The organism is Paenibacillus sp. JCM 18996 (assembly GCF_055392555.1).
In genome coordinates, this window is the sequence record NZ_AP043884.1 from 85024 (window position 1) to 100661 (window position 15638).

Annotated in this window: 12 protein-coding genes and 1 other annotated feature; of the genes, 8 read left to right on the forward strand and 4 right to left on the reverse strand. The window is 53.3% G+C overall.

All coding sequences use genetic code 11. From position 1 onward, the window contains the following. Positions 1-16 precede the first annotated feature (16 nt). Positions 17-1318 (forward strand): glutamate-1-semialdehyde 2,1-aminomutase, encoded by a 1302-nt coding sequence (gene hemL, locus ACZ5N7_RS00410; protein ID WP_464656384.1) that lies wholly within the window; start codon positions 17-19, stop codon positions 1316-1318. Between the two features lie 70 nt (positions 1319-1388). On the opposite strand, the gene ACZ5N7_RS00415 is transcribed toward hemL, so the two are convergent. Next, positions 1389-2981: a phosphodiester glycosidase family protein gene (locus ACZ5N7_RS00415; protein ID WP_464656386.1), complete on the reverse strand. Its 1593-nt coding sequence runs from the start codon at positions 2979-2981 to the stop codon at positions 1389-1391. Positions 2982-3225: 244 nt separating this feature from the next. On the opposite strand from ACZ5N7_RS00415, the gene ACZ5N7_RS00420 reads away from it, so the two are divergent. The 3 genes from ACZ5N7_RS00420 to ACZ5N7_RS00430 all read left to right on the forward strand — a co-directional run bounded on the left by ACZ5N7_RS00420 (position 3226) and on the right by ACZ5N7_RS00430 (position 5866). Beyond that, a complete protein-coding gene (locus ACZ5N7_RS00420) occupies positions 3226-4098 on the forward strand; it encodes an RluA family pseudouridine synthase (RefSeq protein WP_464656388.1) in 873 nt (290 codons plus the stop codon). 160 nt (positions 4099-4258) lie between these two features. Then, on the forward strand, positions 4259-4570 hold the full coding sequence (locus ACZ5N7_RS00425) for a hypothetical protein (RefSeq protein ID WP_464656390.1): 312 nt from the start codon (positions 4259-4261) through the stop codon (positions 4568-4570). Between the two features lie 126 nt (positions 4571-4696). Further along, the gene (locus ACZ5N7_RS00430) at positions 4697-5866 is read left to right on the forward strand and encodes a LysM peptidoglycan-binding domain-containing protein (RefSeq protein ID WP_464656392.1); all 1170 of its coding nucleotides are present in this window, start codon (positions 4697-4699) and stop codon (positions 5864-5866) included. A 135-nt stretch (positions 5867-6001) separates the two neighbouring features. On the opposite strand, the gene ACZ5N7_RS00435 is transcribed toward ACZ5N7_RS00430, so the two are convergent. Next, a complete protein-coding gene (locus ACZ5N7_RS00435) occupies positions 6002-6166 on the reverse strand; it encodes a hypothetical protein (protein ID WP_464656394.1) in 165 nt (54 codons plus the stop codon). Between the two features lie 174 nt (positions 6167-6340). Further along, positions 6341-6563 (forward strand) — a binding site (T-box leader). Between the two features lie 170 nt (positions 6564-6733). On the opposite strand from ACZ5N7_RS00435, the gene ACZ5N7_RS00440 reads away from it, so the two are divergent. From ACZ5N7_RS00440 to ACZ5N7_RS00455, 4 genes are all read left to right on the forward strand, one after another. Then, positions 6734-9403, forward strand: coding sequence for a valine--tRNA ligase (locus tag ACZ5N7_RS00440; RefSeq protein WP_464659072.1), 2670 nt, complete (start codon positions 6734-6736; stop codon positions 9401-9403). A gap of 12 nt (positions 9404-9415) precedes the next feature. After that, the gene (locus ACZ5N7_RS00445; RefSeq protein ID WP_464656396.1) at positions 9416-10789 is read left to right on the forward strand and encodes a bifunctional folylpolyglutamate synthase/dihydrofolate synthase; all 1374 of its coding nucleotides are present in this window, start codon (positions 9416-9418) and stop codon (positions 10787-10789) included. 8 nt (positions 10790-10797) lie between these two features. Further along, on the forward strand, positions 10798-12177 hold the full coding sequence (murC, locus tag ACZ5N7_RS00450; RefSeq protein WP_464656398.1) for a UDP-N-acetylmuramate--L-alanine ligase: 1380 nt from the start codon (positions 10798-10800) through the stop codon (positions 12175-12177). Positions 12178-12457: 280 nt separating this feature from the next. Next, positions 12458-13879, forward strand: a complete 1422-nt coding sequence (locus ACZ5N7_RS00455) for an SPOR domain-containing protein (RefSeq protein WP_464656400.1) — start codon at positions 12458-12460, stop codon at positions 13877-13879. A gap of 183 nt (positions 13880-14062) precedes the next feature. On the opposite strand, the gene ACZ5N7_RS00460 is transcribed toward ACZ5N7_RS00455, so the two are convergent. Further along, positions 14063-14278: a hypothetical protein gene (locus ACZ5N7_RS00460; RefSeq protein WP_464656402.1), complete on the reverse strand. Its 216-nt coding sequence runs from the start codon at positions 14276-14278 to the stop codon at positions 14063-14065. Between the two features lie 76 nt (positions 14279-14354). Then, entirely contained in the window at positions 14355-15524 is a 1170-nt protein-coding gene (locus ACZ5N7_RS00465; RefSeq protein WP_464656404.1) for an MFS transporter, read from the reverse strand. Between the last annotated feature and the right edge of the window lie 114 nt (positions 15525-15638).

The window sequence follows — 15638 nt, forward strand, 5'->3', positions numbered from 1 at the left end:
ATGGGTGTGGTCTAAAATGAACATCGACAATGTCAGAAAATCCAGTGTATCCAAAGCGGCGTTTGAGGAAGCCAAAAGGTATATTCCGGGCGGGGTGAATAGTCCTGTAAGAGCGTTTAAATCGGTGGGGCTGACTCCGTTATTCATTACCAGCGGGGAAGGCTCGCACGTGTATGATATTGACGGCAACCGTTTCCTTGACTATATCGGCTCCTGGGGCCCGCTGATTATGGGGCATGCCCATCCGGCGGTGGTGGAAGCGATAAAGTCCGCAGCGGAAAAAGGGACAAGCTTCGGCGCTCCGACGGAAATCGAGACGCAAATGGCCAAATTGGTCTGCGAACGGGTCCCGTCCATGGAAATGGTCAGGATGGTCAACTCTGGAACGGAAGCGACTATGAGCGCTCTGAGGCTGGCGCGGGGTTTTACAGGACGGAATAAAATTATGAAATTCGAGGGCTCTTACCACGGCCATGCGGATTCCCTGCTCATAAAAGCGGGTTCCGGGGTCGCTACACTGGGATTGCCCGACAGCCCAGGTGTACCCGAGAATGTAGCGGTGAACACCATCACCGTGCCTTACAATGATCTGGACGCCGTCAAGCTTGCCTTCGAGAAGTTCGGGGAAGAGCTGGCAGCTATTATCGTGGAGCCTGTGGCGGGCAACATGGGCGTCGTTCCTCCGGAGCCGGGATTTCTGCAGGGCTTGAGAGACATCACGACGAAATACGGCAGCCTGCTTATTTTCGATGAAGTGATGACGGGCTTCCGTGTGCACTATCATTGCGCCCAAGGCCTTTACGGGATTACACCCGACCTGACCTGTCTCGGCAAAGTCATCGGCGGAGGACTGCCTGTAGGGGCATACGGCGGCAGAAGAGACATCATGGAGCAGATCGCTCCAAGCGGACCGATCTATCAGGCGGGCACCTTGTCCGGCAATCCGCTTGCCATGGCGGCAGGCTATACGACGCTTCAGCTTCTCGGCCATCCAGGTGTGTACGAACGTGTGGAGAAGCTGTCGGCAAGGTTGGAGGAAGGCTTTGCCGCAAACGCCAAAGAAGCTGGAGTCCCTTCGACGATTAACCGTGTCGGCTCTATGATCTGTCCGTTCTTCACGGATGAGCGGGTAGTGAACTATGAAACCGCGAAAACCTCCGATCTCACGAAATTCAACCGCTATTTTGCCAATCTGCTCGATCAGGGAGTTTCCGTTGCACCGTCCCAGTTCGAAGGAATGTTCGTTTCGGCGGCTCATTCCGAAGAGGATATCGAGATGACGATTGAAGCGCATCACGATGCTTTGAAGCGGCTGTAAACGTTGTTCAATGTTGCGGTCAAAGAATAAGAGCTCGGCCGAATCCAGATTCGGCCGAGCTCTTTTGAGGTTATGGAGTTTTGAGCGATCCGTCTACAGATACACTACCGGCAGCGGGAGCGGATGGACGATGCTCAGGCTGAGCCGGCGTTTGCTGTGTCACAGGAGCCGGAGTTGCCGCCTGACCTGCGCTGTGAGACGGCTGCGGGGCAGGTGCAGGAGTGCCTGATCCGGCTGCACTTGTGTTGGCAGGCTGTGATGGTTTATCAGCAGCGGGCGGTTTCTCGGGAGCAGGCTTCTCAGCCGCGGGTTTGTCTGCGGTCTTATCAGAGGAAGAGCCCGATCTGGAGTCGTCCGGCTGCTTGGAAGACTTGCTTGCCGGAGCAGTCGCAGGCTTGGCTGGCGGTTCCTTATCGCCGTAGCCTGACTTAGTGTCCGGACTGCTCTTGTCCGAGCTGCTTTCTTTACTCGAGGCTGGTTTATCCCTGACAGTGTCTGTCTTCGTCTCTGAAGTCTTAGGGGCAGGTGCCGAAACAGGCGTTGACTTCGGCTTGCTCTTCAACTGCTCCTGCTCCTTCAAGAATCCGGGATGGTCATAGCTTCCGCCCGGGTCGATCGTGGTAATGTTGTTCCATACATCATCCACCTTGACTTTTGCCGGATCGTCAAAAACGAGAAACGCCGACGGCAATCTTCTTTCGCCGTATCTGCTGGACGGTTTGGTAACGACCTCATCGCCCACGACCATCTCCGAAGAAGCTCCTCCATCCAGGAAACCGGCATTCACACAGCCCTCTTCCATGAAGAGATCCTGGACTTCTTTGATTTTGGCGCCTACGCTATGGGTTTGGCGGCCGTCAATGACGAGGATAATGATCTCGCTGTTCGGCTTCTGGCAAATAGCCGTCCGCGGCTGCATCCCGTCATCCACGACAGGCAGCGGCTTGCCGTTGGCGATGACGCGAGGGTAGAACATGACCGCTTCGGATATGTTCAGCTTCATTAATTCCGTAATGCTGTATTTGCCGATAATCAACGTGCCGTCCTTGGTTATGCCCACCATTTGGAAAGGTACGGAACCGTCTTCGTCATTGTACAGGATTTTGCCGCCGGAGATGATCGGACCTATGGGCGCAAAGCCGTTGCCCAGGCCTTCCGGATCGACGAAGCCGCCTCCGTTGACTCCAGCAGCCGCTCCGGTCCGCTTAACCATCGAAGATACCGTTTCACCTTGTCCCGCGGTGTGAGGGACCACGACTCTCAGCGTCCTCGGGTCGTACACGGTCATTTTCTTGCCTTTCCACTGCTTGCCGGAAATATCTTCTACCTTGATCAGACTGTCCCGGCTTCGCTTCGTCTGATTATGGCTGATCAAAGTGGTGTCGATTTTCTCAAGCCCGTTCGAATTTATTGTGTCATGCATAGCCGCAACCAGGTCATCCCTTCGCTGAGCGCCTACGAAGATCCACGCCCAATCCCGGTGCTGCGTCATAATGACCCATTTGGCGAGGGCTTCACGGATGTTTGTGCCCGGAGGAGTCAAATAAAAAAAGCTGGATGCGAGAAACAGAATAAAGGCGGCAGCCAGCAGCATGCGCTTGATCCAGCCCCAGTTGCGAATTTGGCTGCTTGTCGTTTTGAGCAGTCGTACCGCTTCAGTCAAAAAAAATCCTCTCCTTAACTTGATGGAAACATAGAAAAATAAGCCAATTCTTATTCTACCATAGAAGCTTTGGTTTTTGTATTTCATTTTTGTTAAAATAGGGGAATCTACTTCTAATTAGGAGAATACGAATGAAAAAAATTCCAAGCGATTTGTACGGCATACCCGTGGAATTGTGGTTTATCATATTTCTTTTCGGTTCGGCGCTGATCGTCATATTGTATCGTCACGGCAGAAGAAACCGATGAAGGCGGCCAGGCGCAAGGGCGAATGGATGGAGGTTCTGACGGGTCCGGTGGACAACAGTGCCGTCGAGGCCTACATGCATGAACAGCTGGGGTTTCCGGCTAAGTTGATCAACAAGCTTAAGTCCCGTGGTGGAATCCTGCAGCATGGGGACCGCCTGCGGATCGAGCTGTTCCCAAAGGAATCGGCGCAGTTTCCTCCGCAGTGGCATGACATCGGCGTGCTTTATGAAGACGATTTCTCGCTTGCCGTCAGCAAACCGGCAGGAATGCCCGTGCACCCCGCGGCGGAAGGGCAGACAGGCACTTTGGCGAACGCCGTGTCATTTTATTATGAGATGACTTCACAACAGGTGCGGGTCCGGCACATCCACCGGCTGGACGAGAATACGACCGGGCCGGTGCTTTACGCCAAAAACGAATATGCCCAGCTTCTGCTGGATGAACAGATGAGAGAAAAAGCGATTCAACGGACCTATATCGCTTTTGTGAAGGGCCGCATGAAGGACGAAAGGGGGCGGATCGACGCTCCCATCGGAAAGGACAGGCACCACAAATCGAGGCGCCGTGTATCTCCCGGCGGAGATCCGGCCATAACGCACTACGAGGTCATCGAGCGCTATGAGGACGCGTCATGGGTGCGCCTGCGGCTGGAGACCGGCAGAACGCACCAGATCCGGGTGCACCTGAGTCATCTGGGCCATCCGATTCTGGGGGACGAGCTTTATGGCGGGCCGGTCAAGCTGTTCAGCCGGCAGGCTCTCCATGGGGAGACGCTGGAATGGATCCATCCTTGGACCGGAGAGCGCATTACCGTCGACGCTCCCTGGCCTGAAGACCTCACCCTCCTTTGGCAGAAGCTGAGAGCTTAGCTGCATGGCAGGGGGAGAGCAGCATATATGAAACGCTCGAGCCCATATGGTTTATCGGCATCCTACCGCAAATAAATTTTTGCGGTTTTTTGTTTTGGGCAGGGTTTTATGTTCCCGCAACGAAACAATATATACCATATATTGCCAATGAGGTGAAAAAATGAAAATTTTCTATGAGAAGGAAAACGAAAATGCTGATTTTTACTATAAAATTTGGTGCATCGGCAATAAACAGGGTTATATTCTGAATTTGTTCCGCGGAAACGAGCCCAAGCTCAATGTGATCCATAAAGTGAACTGCTCAAGACTAGAAATGAAGGGCAAAAGAACCGCCATCCAAAAAGTTTGCAGCAACGACTTGGAGCAATTGATCCGGTACGCCGACGAACAGCTTGGAAAGAATCAGTGGACGTACTGCAGCAGTGCCGCCTGCTTCGGGCGGGCGGAATTTATTCCGCAGAAAGCGAATTAACGGCAAACCGGGCCGTTTGCTAAAAATATAGTCATGCACCTTCCTTTACATCCATATAATTTTACAGATACTTGGGCAAGGCAGCTTACCGATGGTTGGACTATGGATTTGAAGGGAGGAACCACCATGACGGACCGGCAAACGGGATTGAGATTCGATATCTATGAGAGAGTGCAGTTGGCGGACGGGGCAGTCAGCATCAGCGAATTGGAGGAAGTCGAGCTGCTCCCCCATATCCAGGTATATCCGCAGGAGGATCAGGCGGTGCTTAGGGGAAATTTGCTGCTAGCGGGTACATACCTGGCCGAAGGAGAGGATAGGAGCCGTACGCTGGAGCATTTCATTCCGGTGGAAATAACGCTTCCGTTAAACCGGATTCAGAGCATTGATGAAATCTCGGTGGAAATCGAAAATTTTGACATTGATGTTTTATCGCCCAGAAGGTTGAATGTAACCGGTGTCCTTTCCCTGAGCGGTGTGGAGATGATCTCGACACCCGGCGGGCAGTGGCAGGAGGAAGAGGAGATCGTCTTCGTGCACGAGAACCAGCCGGAAGCCCGTCCGCAGTATGCGCAGCCCCAGGGCTTGCCTGAGGCGCAACCAGCCGGCAATGAACCTGAGCGAGCGCCGGACAGCGGCCAATTTTATGGGGACCTGTCCGGGCCGCAAATGAATGCAGTAAGAGAGCCGATCTTCAATAGAGGAGCTTTCTTTCAGGAAGACCCCGGGAATATATCTGAGCCTGTCTATCGGCAGCCTAAGGCAGAGCCGCAGGAACCTGAGGCCGCCACCCAGCAGTCCGCGAACCGGCAGCCTGAGGCAGCCCAGCAAGCAGCGCCTCCTCTGCTAAACGAAGCTCCTTTGTTCGGCAATTCACAGGCGGAGGAAGCGGAAGCCGCTGCGGAGCCCGCTGATATGAAAATCGGTTTTTCCGGCAGGGACAGCACCGTGCAAGCGCAGGAAGAAGCCAAGTCCGCCGCTTCCGTGTCCCTACTGAATAAGCTGACCGGCAAATCCGTCCCGTCCGGCGGCCGCAAGGAAAAGGCGGAGTCTGCGACGGCGGCTGCTGCTGTGGCGGAAAACAAGCTGGATGTGCTTGAGTGGAAGAAGCTGTTCCTTTCGTCGGAATCCGGTGAGCAGGGGTTCAAGAAGCTGAGGATGTGCATCGTCCAGAAAGATGAAACACTCGACGGCATCGCGAAGCGTTATCAGCTCAATCCCCGTGAAATCGCGCTGTATAACCGGCTGGAAAGCTCGGATGTCAGCGCAGGACAGATCATCTATTTGCCCCGCTAATCGCGGGCAAATAGATTAAGTCTCCCCAAGCTTATACTTTCGTTACTCTTCAAAAGAAACCCCAAAGCCCCGGTCCCGTTCAACAACGGAGCCGGGGCTTTTAAGTTTTCACGGTCTGCGGGAAGGGTGATTTTATCAATACACGTCGAACAAAAAGCCGAGAAAAACGAGGAACAGTGCGAACAGAATGAACACGTCGAGCGGGTTGGGAAGCAGCAGAGTCCGGACGAACTGGATCACCAGCAGGGGGAACATCATGTTTTTTACCGTGTACCTTACGCTTAGCCACCATCGCTGCATGGTAACACCACCTTGCCATAATTTTTTTTCAAAATAGGCTAATACAAGTTTATGAAAGGCATGGACATGGATATGCTGAGAATAAAGGGGAATAGGTTGAAAATATTGACTGCGGAACTCGATATGCTATATCATATGATGAGATATATGGACTTTGCCCCAAAATTGAATAGAAAATAAGCGTAGAAAGGGAGGAGTAGGCAGTGAGCCCTTCAGAGAGTGGAGCCGACAGCGCTGTGAGGTTCCGCAGGATGTAATTGCCGAAGTCGCCCCGGAGTTTGCGGTTTTTTCTTGTGAGACAGCCGCCGGCCGCAGCCGTTATCTGTTCGAGTGCCGTGCCTTTACCAGGCGCGGAATGAAGGTGGTACCACGGAAGCCAGATCCTTTCGTCCTTTGCGGCGTAAGGATTTTTTTGTTTTTTTCATGGTAAATAGGTTATTCGGGCTCGCCGCAAGGTACGGAGAGTAAGCTCCGGAGGTTCATACACTTGGCGGGGATGTCCCTAGGGTTAGTCACCACACAGTAGGAGGTTTCAATAGGATGAGCGAACAAAGCGAAACTCAACCGATGCAAGATTCAAGCGAAACGAAAACGACGACAGCAATGCCTACCACTTACAATCCGGTCGACGCCGAGAAGAAATGGTACGATTACTGGCTGAAAGGCCAATACTTTCAAGCGGGACAAAGAAAAGACGCAAAGACTTTTACGATCGTCATTCCGCCGCCTAACGTGACGGGGATGCTTCATATCGGGCATGCGCTTGATTTTACCCTTCAGGATATTCTGGTCCGCACCAAAAGAATGCAGGGTTACGACGCGCTGTGGCTGCCGGGCTCGGACCATGCGGGGATCGCTACTCAAACCAAAGTGGAGCAAAAGCTTCGTGAAGAAGGGCTGACCCGTTACGATCTCGGACGCGAGAAGTTTCTGGAGAAAGTATGGGAATGGAAGGAGCTTTATGCCAAAACGATCCGCGAGCAGTGGGCCAAAATGGGTTTTTCGCTGGATTATTCCCGCGAACGCTTTACGCTGGATGAAGGACTGTCCAAGGCTGTGCGGGAAGTGTTTGTCTCCCTGTATGAAAAAGGCCTGATCTATCGCGGCAGCTATATTATCAATTGGGATCCTGCGGCAAGAACCGCGTTATCCGACATCGAAGTGGAATACAAGGAAGTGCAGGGACACCTGTACCATCTTAAATATACGACTGAAGACGGCGAAGATTCGATCGTGGTCGCCACGACCCGCCCTGAGACGATGCTCGGGGATACGGCCGTTGCGGTTCATCCGGAGGATGAGCGTTACCGGCACCTGATCGGGAAAACGCTCGTGCTTCCTGTCATCGGAAGGGAAATCCCCGTAATTGCTGACGAATATGTGGAAAAAGATTTCGGGACGGGTGTCGTAAAGATTACTCCGGCGCACGATCCGAATGATTTTGAAGTGGGCAAGCGCCATGACCTGCCGCAAATTCTGGTGATGGATGAGTCCGGCACGATGAACGCCAACGCGGGCAAATACCAGGGTATGGACCGTTTTGCCTGCAGAAAGCAGATTGTCGCGGATTTGAAGGAGCAGGGTGTTCTTGTCAAAATCGAGGACCATGTCCATCAAGTGGGCCACAGCGAACGCAGCGGAGCCGTAGTCGAGCCTTATTTGTCCACGCAGTGGTTTGTCCGGATGAAGCCGCTCGCGGAGAAAGCGATTGAAGCCCAGAAAACCGGCAAAGGCGTGAACTTCGTGCCTGACCGTTTTGAGAAAATTTATCTTCAATGGATCGAGAACGTCCGTGACTGGTGTATTTCCCGCCAGCTGTGGTGGGGGCATCGCATCCCTGCCTGGCACTGCGAGGAGTGCGGCGAACTGACCGTGGCAAGGGAGGACGTATCGGCCTGCTCCCACTGCGGAAGCGCGGCGCTCCACCAGGACAACGATGTCCTGGACACCTGGTTCTCCTCGGCGCTCTGGCCTTTCTCTACGCTCGGCTGGCCTGACGACACGGAGGACATGAAACGTTTCTATCCAACCGATGTAATGGTCACAGGCTACGACATTATATACTTCTGGGTAGCGCGGATGATCTTCACAGGACTTGAGTTTACCGGCCGGATTCCGTTTAAGGATGTCCTCATGCACGGTCTTGTCCGCGACTCCGAAGGGCGCAAAATGTCCAAGTCGTTAGGCAACGGCGTCGATCCGCTGGAAGTCATCGAGAAATACGGGGCGGACGCCATGCGCTATATGATTTCCACTTCCAGCACACCGGGGCAGGATCTGCGGTTCCGTTGGGAGCGGGTGGAGCAGGCACGCAATTTTGCCAATAAAATATGGAACGCTTCGCGGTTTTCCCTTATGAACCTGGAAGGCGTGGCAAAGGAAGATATCGATATCAATGGAGCGCTAGGTACAGCCGACCGCTGGATCCTGCACCGTCTGAACGAGACGGTCCGCGACGTGACGCGCCTGGTCGATCAATATGAGTTCGGCGAGACCGGCCGGATTCTATATAACTTCATCTGGGATGACCTGTGCGACTGGTACATCGAGTTCAGCAAGCTCAGCCTTTACAGCGACAACGCCGAAGCCAAGAGCAAGACGCAATCCGTCATCGCTTATGTACTGGACCGCACGCTGCGGTTAATCCATCCTTTCATGCCGTTCATCTCCGAGGAAATCTGGCAGCACCTGCCTCACGAGGGCGAGACTATCACTTTGGCGCCGTGGCCTGAGTACGAGGAGAAGCTGGAAGCGGCGGACGCCGTTCGCGAAATGGAGCTGCTCATGGATATCATCCGTTCCGTGCGCAATATCCGGGCTGAAGTGAACGTGCCGATGAGCAAGAAGATCGAGCTGCTCGTGAAGCCTGCCAGCGGCGAGGCGCTTGCAATTTTGCGGAAGAATGAAATCTATGTCGCGCGCTTCTGCAACACCTCCAAACTGGAAATCGATCCGGCTGTTGCGGTTCCGGACAAAGCGATGACGGCCATCGTAACGGGCGCCGAGCTGTATCTGCCGCTGGCGGGCTTGATCGATATCGCTCAGGAGGTTGCCCGGCTCGATAAGGAACTCAAGACGCTGCACGGCGAGGTGGAGCGGATTGAGAAGAAGCTGGCCAACGAAGGCTTTGTTGCCAAAGCGCCGGCTAAAGTGATCGAGGAAGAAAAAGCGAAACTCGCGGACTATGCGGAAAAACGCGATAAAGTCGTTGCCCGTTTGGCTGAACTGAAAGGATAAGGGTGAGACGCTATGCTGGAAATTGAAGAAGAGGCTGTACAGCCGTTTCAAACCTATGAACAGGCGGTAAATTGGATTGTCGGTCTGGTTTCGTTCGGAATCAAGCCGGGCCTGAAGCGGATGGAAATGCTGATGGATATGCTCGATCATCCGGATCGCAGGCTGAAATTCATCCATGTGGCCGGCACGAACGGCAAGGGATCCACCTGCGCTTATTTGACTAAGGTGCTGCTGAAATGCGGGTATGACGTCGGGACGTTCACGTCTCCTTATATCACCAGGTTTACCAACCGGATCCAATATAACGGGCAAGATATTCCGGAGGGCGACCTGCTGCAGCTGGCGAACCGGATCAAACCGCTCGCAGATGAGATTGCAGAGACGGAATTCGGCTCTCCGACGATGTTTGAAATTTGCACGACGCTCGCCATCCTGTATTTTGCAAAAGTTACTTTTCCCGACTATGTCGTTTTAGAAACCGGTTTGGGCGGGCGGTTGGACAGCACGAATATCATCAACCCGGTAGTGACGGTGATCACGAATATCGGCCATGACCATATGGACATCCTGGGCAATTCCCTCGAGAAAGTCGCTCTGGAGAAGGCCGGCATCATTAAAGCCGGGGTTCCTTTGGTCACGACCGTCGATCAGCCGGAGCTGCTGGAAGTGCTTTTGGATAAGGCGAAGGAAAAGAAAAGCTCTGTTTATGCCGTTAACCGTCAGTTCATGGTTGAGCCGGTGTCAAGCAGGGAGAATGAGCAGGTGTTCCATTTCGAAGACCCTTTCCGGAGCATCCGCAATGTGAAGATTTCCATGAACGGCGCCCATCAGCTGCAGAATGCGGCAGCCGCTGTAATGACGATTGAGGTGCTTCGCCAATATTTTGCGCTGATCGTGGAGGAAGAGGATCTTTATCAAGGGATGAAGGAAACGTTCTGGGCGGGCAGGCTGGAGATGGTGGCCGAGCGTCCGCGGATCCTGCTTGACGGGGCCCACAATCCGGAGGGAGCGGAGGCTCTGGCGGCCGCTTTAAAGGAAACTTACCGGTACCGCAAGCTTCATCTGATGATGGGGATGCTGTCGACAAAGAATCATACAGGCTATTTAAGGCATATACTGCCAATAGTGGATACTTTGATTCTGACGGAACCCGATTTTCATAAAAAAGCCGATGCGTCCAAGCTGGGCGAAGCTGTATCCGGCCTTCTCAAAGATTCGGAACATAAAGCTGACGTTATAGTTGAACCCGATTGGAAAACTGCCCTGGAGCTCTTGAAATCCCGTACGGAGCAGGAGGATCTGGCGGTCGTTTCCGGTACGTTATACTTGATCTCTGATGTCCGGTCCTGGATTTTATACGGATCCGATTCTGAAAAAGGTTGGTGAGAAACCGAGTGAACACATCTGAACATGTCCATTTTATAGGTATAGGCGGCTACGGCATGAGCGCTATTGCCAAAGTTATGCTGGAAATGGGGTACCGGGTAACCGGATCCGATCTGGCACAGCAGGAATTAACCGAGAAGCTGTCGGCCAAAGGCGCGCTCGTCTACATTGGGCATCAAGCCGGCAATGTAAACGGGGCGGATCTGGTTGTATACTCGACGGCGCTTTCAAAGGATAATGTGGAAATGCTGGCGGCGGAACAGCAGAAAATCCCGATTCTGCACCGTGCTCAAATGCTCGCCCGGCTGATGAACGCCAAGAAAGGGATTGCGGTGGCGGGAGCGCACGGAAAGACGACGACTTCTTCGATGATCGCTCTGGTCATGGAACGCTGCCAATTGGATCCGACCTATATCATAGGCGGCGAAATCATGAATATGGGGAGCAACGCCAAAGCGGGCAAAGGCGAGTATGTGGTGGCGGAGGCCGACGAAAGCGACGGCTCCTTCCTCCAGTACCATCCGCAGCTTGCGATTGTGAACAATATAGAAGCGGACCACCTGGAAAATTACGACGGCAATTTCGAGAATTTGAAAAAGGCATACAGCCAATTTCTCAGCCAGGTGAAAGAAGACGGCAAGGCCGTCATCTGCATGGACGACCTTTACTTGAGAGAAATGCTTCCTGGGCTGAAGAGCGACGTGGTTACGTTCGGCATTGACCGGCAGGCGGATTATACGGCGGAGAATATCGTGCTCGGAGACCGTAAGGTATCTTTCATCGTCCGCCATAATGGAGCGGAACTGGGCAATATGGAGCTGTCGATTCCAGGCAAGCATAATGTGTATAACGCTTTGGCTACCTTGATCACCTGTCTCGAGGCGGGACTCAGCTTTCAGCAGGTAGCAGGCGCGATCAAGGAATTCAGGGGCGCCAAGCGGCGCTTTCAGGTGCAGGGCGAAGTCAATGGCATTCTGGTGATTGACGATTACGCCCACCATCCGACAGAGATTCAGGCGACGATCAGCGCAGCCAAAGCGACTGGAAAAAGAATCGTCGCGGTATTCCAGCCTCAGCGTTATACGAGGACCTTTTTCCTGCTTGACCAGTTCAGCGAAGCTTTCGGCGAAGCCGATGCGGTAATTATCACCGATATCTACTCCCCTGCCGGAGAAAAGCAAATTGAAGGCATCTCGTCCGCGCGGCTGGTCGAAATGATTCGCGAGAACAGCAACTCCAATGTGGAATATATCCCCACAAAAGAGGAAGTGCTCGCTTATTTGTCCGACCATGTCAAAAGCGGAGACTTGGTCATCACGATGGGAGCCGGAGACATCTGGAAGACGGCCGTCGGTCTGGCCAAGGCTTTGGAACAGAAGTACGCATGACGAGAAGAAAAGCTCTACCCGAGGACGTCCAAGGATGAGCGACCGCGATTTAAAGGTAGGGTTTCTTGGTAAAGAAAGTTTTCGGTTTAAGCCTTTAACGAAGTTTCTTAAACGTTATAAAAGAGCTGCCCTGAGTGGTGAACCCACCAGGGGCAGCTCTTTCTGCGTTGCTGTGGAGGGCGTTTAGGGCGGGAAGAGTGAATGCTGCTTCTGAAGTCATATTTCAAATACCTCTTTCATACACTGGTAGTACAAATCAGCGGACAAGGGAGAGGGAGCAATGAATAAAGCAAAAATCACATACAGATTCGAAAACGGCCGTAACCCTGTTCAGGAAAGCGGTCCTCGCCATAAGCCGGAGGAAAGAGCGGAACTCGAGGCTCCGGAGTGGAATGGTTCTATTGTCGCAGCAGGGCGAGAAGAGTCCAAAAAACCATCCGACAAACAATACTCGCCAGGCGCACAGCCTTCTTTCTACGATACCGCGCCAAACGCACAGCCTCCTTTATGCGATACCGCGCCCAAAGCTCAGCCGTCTTTATTCGATACCGGTTCCTTGAATCATTACACGAGTGATTTTGGGGCATGGAACAGCCCGATCGAGGCTGAAACGAAAAGAGTGGAGGAATTGATTCGCTCCTCGTCGGCCAAGCCGTCCATGTCAAACGGTGAAACAGGGCATTTTGACAATGAGGATACAGGTTTCCAGGAGCATCGCGGTGCAATCGTCCCTTGGCATGAACCGTCTTCCGCAGAGGTCAGATATGCCAAATCGGCTCGCGCCCCTTGGCTGCGCGTCGCGGCCTCCGTAACGGCGGCAATTGCAACGGGCGTAGGGTGCGGGTATTTGGTGCTGACCATGTTCACGGGCACGCCGGACTTGTTCGGCTTAAAGTCTTCGGGCAAGACCGAGACGACAGCGGTGACCGCACCAAAAGCAGAAACCAAAGCGGCCCAGGACGCGACGGCAGACGCCAAGCTTCCGGGTGTGAAATCCGCCGCCGAAGCGAAAGCACAGGAACCCGCAGCGAACAAATCTGCTCCGGCCGCGGCCAACGTCACCGGCCAGACGGCTGCCGTCAATCTGCCGGCGAGGTCTTATTCCCTTCTGCAGGCGGGAGTGTTCAATACTCAGAGCAGCGCCGAGGCGGAGCAGGCGAATTTGAAGAAAAAAGGCCTTCCCACCGCTTTGGAATCCGCGGACAAATTCGTTCTTTTTGCAGGAATGTCTTCAAAAAAGGAAGATGCGGTGCAGGTGAGCCAGCTTTTGAAGGAAAAGAAGGTCGAGGTGTATGTGAAGCCTCTGGAGCTTCCCGCCGTCAGCAGGATGAAATGGAACGGCAAGCAGACGGATGCGATGCAGTCTTACTTTACCCAAGGGGCTAAGCTGGTGCAGATGATCGACGGACTCACGGTTATGCACCTCAGAGAGTCAAAGCCCACCCCGCTGGATACGGCGCTTCTGCAGGCGGTAAAATCCGCGCATCAATCATGGTCATCACTCCAGGGCACCGTAAACGACGGGGCGGGCGAGGAGATGAAGGCGGTGCTGCCCAAGCTCCAACAATCAATGAACGGTGCGGTGAGTGCGCTGGATGAGTACAAAAAGAATCCTTCTACAGCGGGCATGTGGCAGGCGCAGGCATCGCTGACCCAGTATGTGCTGGCCGAAAAAGAGCTGCTTAAAACGGCGGCGCAGTAAGAAGAAGTGTGGGATATGACCAGCCGCAGTGTACAGCCGTAACACCCGAGGTGAAGAGCGCAACGCACGCCGGCAGAACCGCTCTTGGGGAAATACACTGTTACCTCAGTCTTTCGGTTCGATGCACTCAATGAAAAGACTCGGTCCTTGGCGGGTTCGAGTCTTTTGCGTTAACCGGGCGGATCAGCGTTTTCTCATTTCATAAAACTCGCACAGCTCTCTCCGGTGATAAGCAAGCTGGCTGACCCGGGTTTGGACCACGACGTCCCGTTCGTCAAAACGGATGATGGTGCCCCCTGAATCGACGACATGGTCGTCCTGAAACACGCGGATACTCACTTGCTTCTCCATCGCTTCCTGAAAATCCCGGTCGGTGATTAGTTTGCGGTTTGGCGCCATTTTGTTATCTCCTTATGTGTGTCGTATGAGTTCAAGCCGGATGGGAGTGCCGCTGTGCTCTGTTTTGTTTTGCAGTTCAAGCCGTGTGGGAGTGCCGCTGTGCGCTGTTTTGTTTTTGCAGCCAGAAGACAAGGGCGAATACGGCGATACAGGCGATGGTCAGCATTGAATTATACAAAAATACCGTGCGCATCCCATAGCTTTGACTGGCTATGCCGCCTGCAAAACTCCCGATGATCCGGGCGGCTCCCAGGCTAAGCAGGCCGTTCAGCGTTTGTCCGCTCGCTTTGAGCTCATTGGGCACTTCCTTGTTTATCAAAGTCGCCATGGTGACGGACAGTACGATGAAGATCAGGCCGTGCAGGACCTGTATGGGAAGTGTCCAGTACGGATTGTGGATGGCGGAGAACAAGTACCAGCGCAATGCCGCAGCGATCGCCGCCCCCAGCAGGATGTAGGGGATTTTGAAGCGGCTGAAAATTTTGCCCGAGAACAGAAGGAAAGGAATTTCGCTCAGCGACGAGATGACCATAGACCAGCCGAGCATCACGTTGTCTCCGCCAAGCTCCTTGAAATATAATGGAAAAAACGAGTAATAGTACCCGAGCGTAATCTGCAGGATGAAATTGATCGACAGATAGAGCACCAGTTTGCGGTTTTTGAACAGCACCCATATGCGCATTTTGCTGCCTTCCGACTGATGTCCCTCCACGGCGGGAAACCGCAAAAGGAGCATGAAGCTGGCCGCCATAACGCAGGCGTAGACCACGAACATGAAATCGATATGCCGCTTTGCGATGATGCCGAAGAGGATGGACATAATGGCGAAGCCAATCGTTCCCCCGAGCCGTATCGTCCCGTAATTCCCCGATTTCCGTCTATCCAGCACCTCCAGTGTAATCGCATCGCTGATGGCGGCAACGGACGTTTGAAAAAAAGTAAAGACGCTGATCATCACGAGCAAATAAGCAAAACTGTCGGACAGCGGGTAAAGCAGCATGGAAGCACCGCTTCCGGCGATCAGTATTTGCAGGATCCGGTTTTTCGTCCTGGCCCTGTCCCCCAAAGCGCCCCACACTGGCTGCGCCAGAATTGCCACTAAAGGTCCGAGGCTGAGCAAAGTACCGATCTGAGAAGGGCTGAATCCGATATTCAGAAAATAAACGGGGATGAATGTCGAATACACTGCGTTGCCCATATAAGTAATCACGTAAAAGAACAGGAAATAATACAGGTTGACAGGCATAAGATCGCTTCTTTCGGGTAAGTTTCTTTTATTCTGGTACACAATTTGTAATTTGGCAAGGAAAAAAGACGGCCGTATACGGGAACATACTTCCAAGACCTTGGAAAAAGCAAA

Coding starts and splice junctions, on each gene's coding strand:
- ACZ5N7_RS00425 (WP_464656390.1), top strand. CDS start 4,259: ATGAAAATTTTCTATGAGAAGGAAAACGAAAATGCTGATTTTTACTAT.
- ACZ5N7_RS00430 (WP_464656392.1), top strand. CDS start 4,697: ATGACGGACCGGCAAACGGGATTGAGATTCGATATCTATGAGAGAGTG.
- ACZ5N7_RS00420 (WP_464656388.1), top strand. CDS start 3,226: ATGAAGGCGGCCAGGCGCAAGGGCGAATGGATGGAGGTTCTGACGGGT.
- ACZ5N7_RS00440 (WP_464659072.1), top strand. CDS start 6,734: ATGCAAGATTCAAGCGAAACGAAAACGACGACAGCAATGCCTACCACT.
- ACZ5N7_RS00465 (WP_464656404.1), bottom strand. CDS start 15,524: ATGCCTGTCAACCTGTATTATTTCCTGTTCTTTTACGTGATTACTTAT.
- ACZ5N7_RS00445 (WP_464656396.1), top strand. CDS start 9,416: ATGCTGGAAATTGAAGAAGAGGCTGTACAGCCGTTTCAAACCTATGAA.
- ACZ5N7_RS00455 (WP_464656400.1), top strand. CDS start 12,458: ATGAATAAAGCAAAAATCACATACAGATTCGAAAACGGCCGTAACCCT.
- ACZ5N7_RS00460 (WP_464656402.1), bottom strand. CDS start 14,278: ATGGCGCCAAACCGCAAACTAATCACCGACCGGGATTTTCAGGAAGCG.
- ACZ5N7_RS00435 (WP_464656394.1), bottom strand. CDS start 6,166: ATGCAGCGATGGTGGCTAAGCGTAAGGTACACGGTAAAAAACATGATG.
- hemL (WP_464656384.1), top strand. CDS start 17: ATGAACATCGACAATGTCAGAAAATCCAGTGTATCCAAAGCGGCGTTT.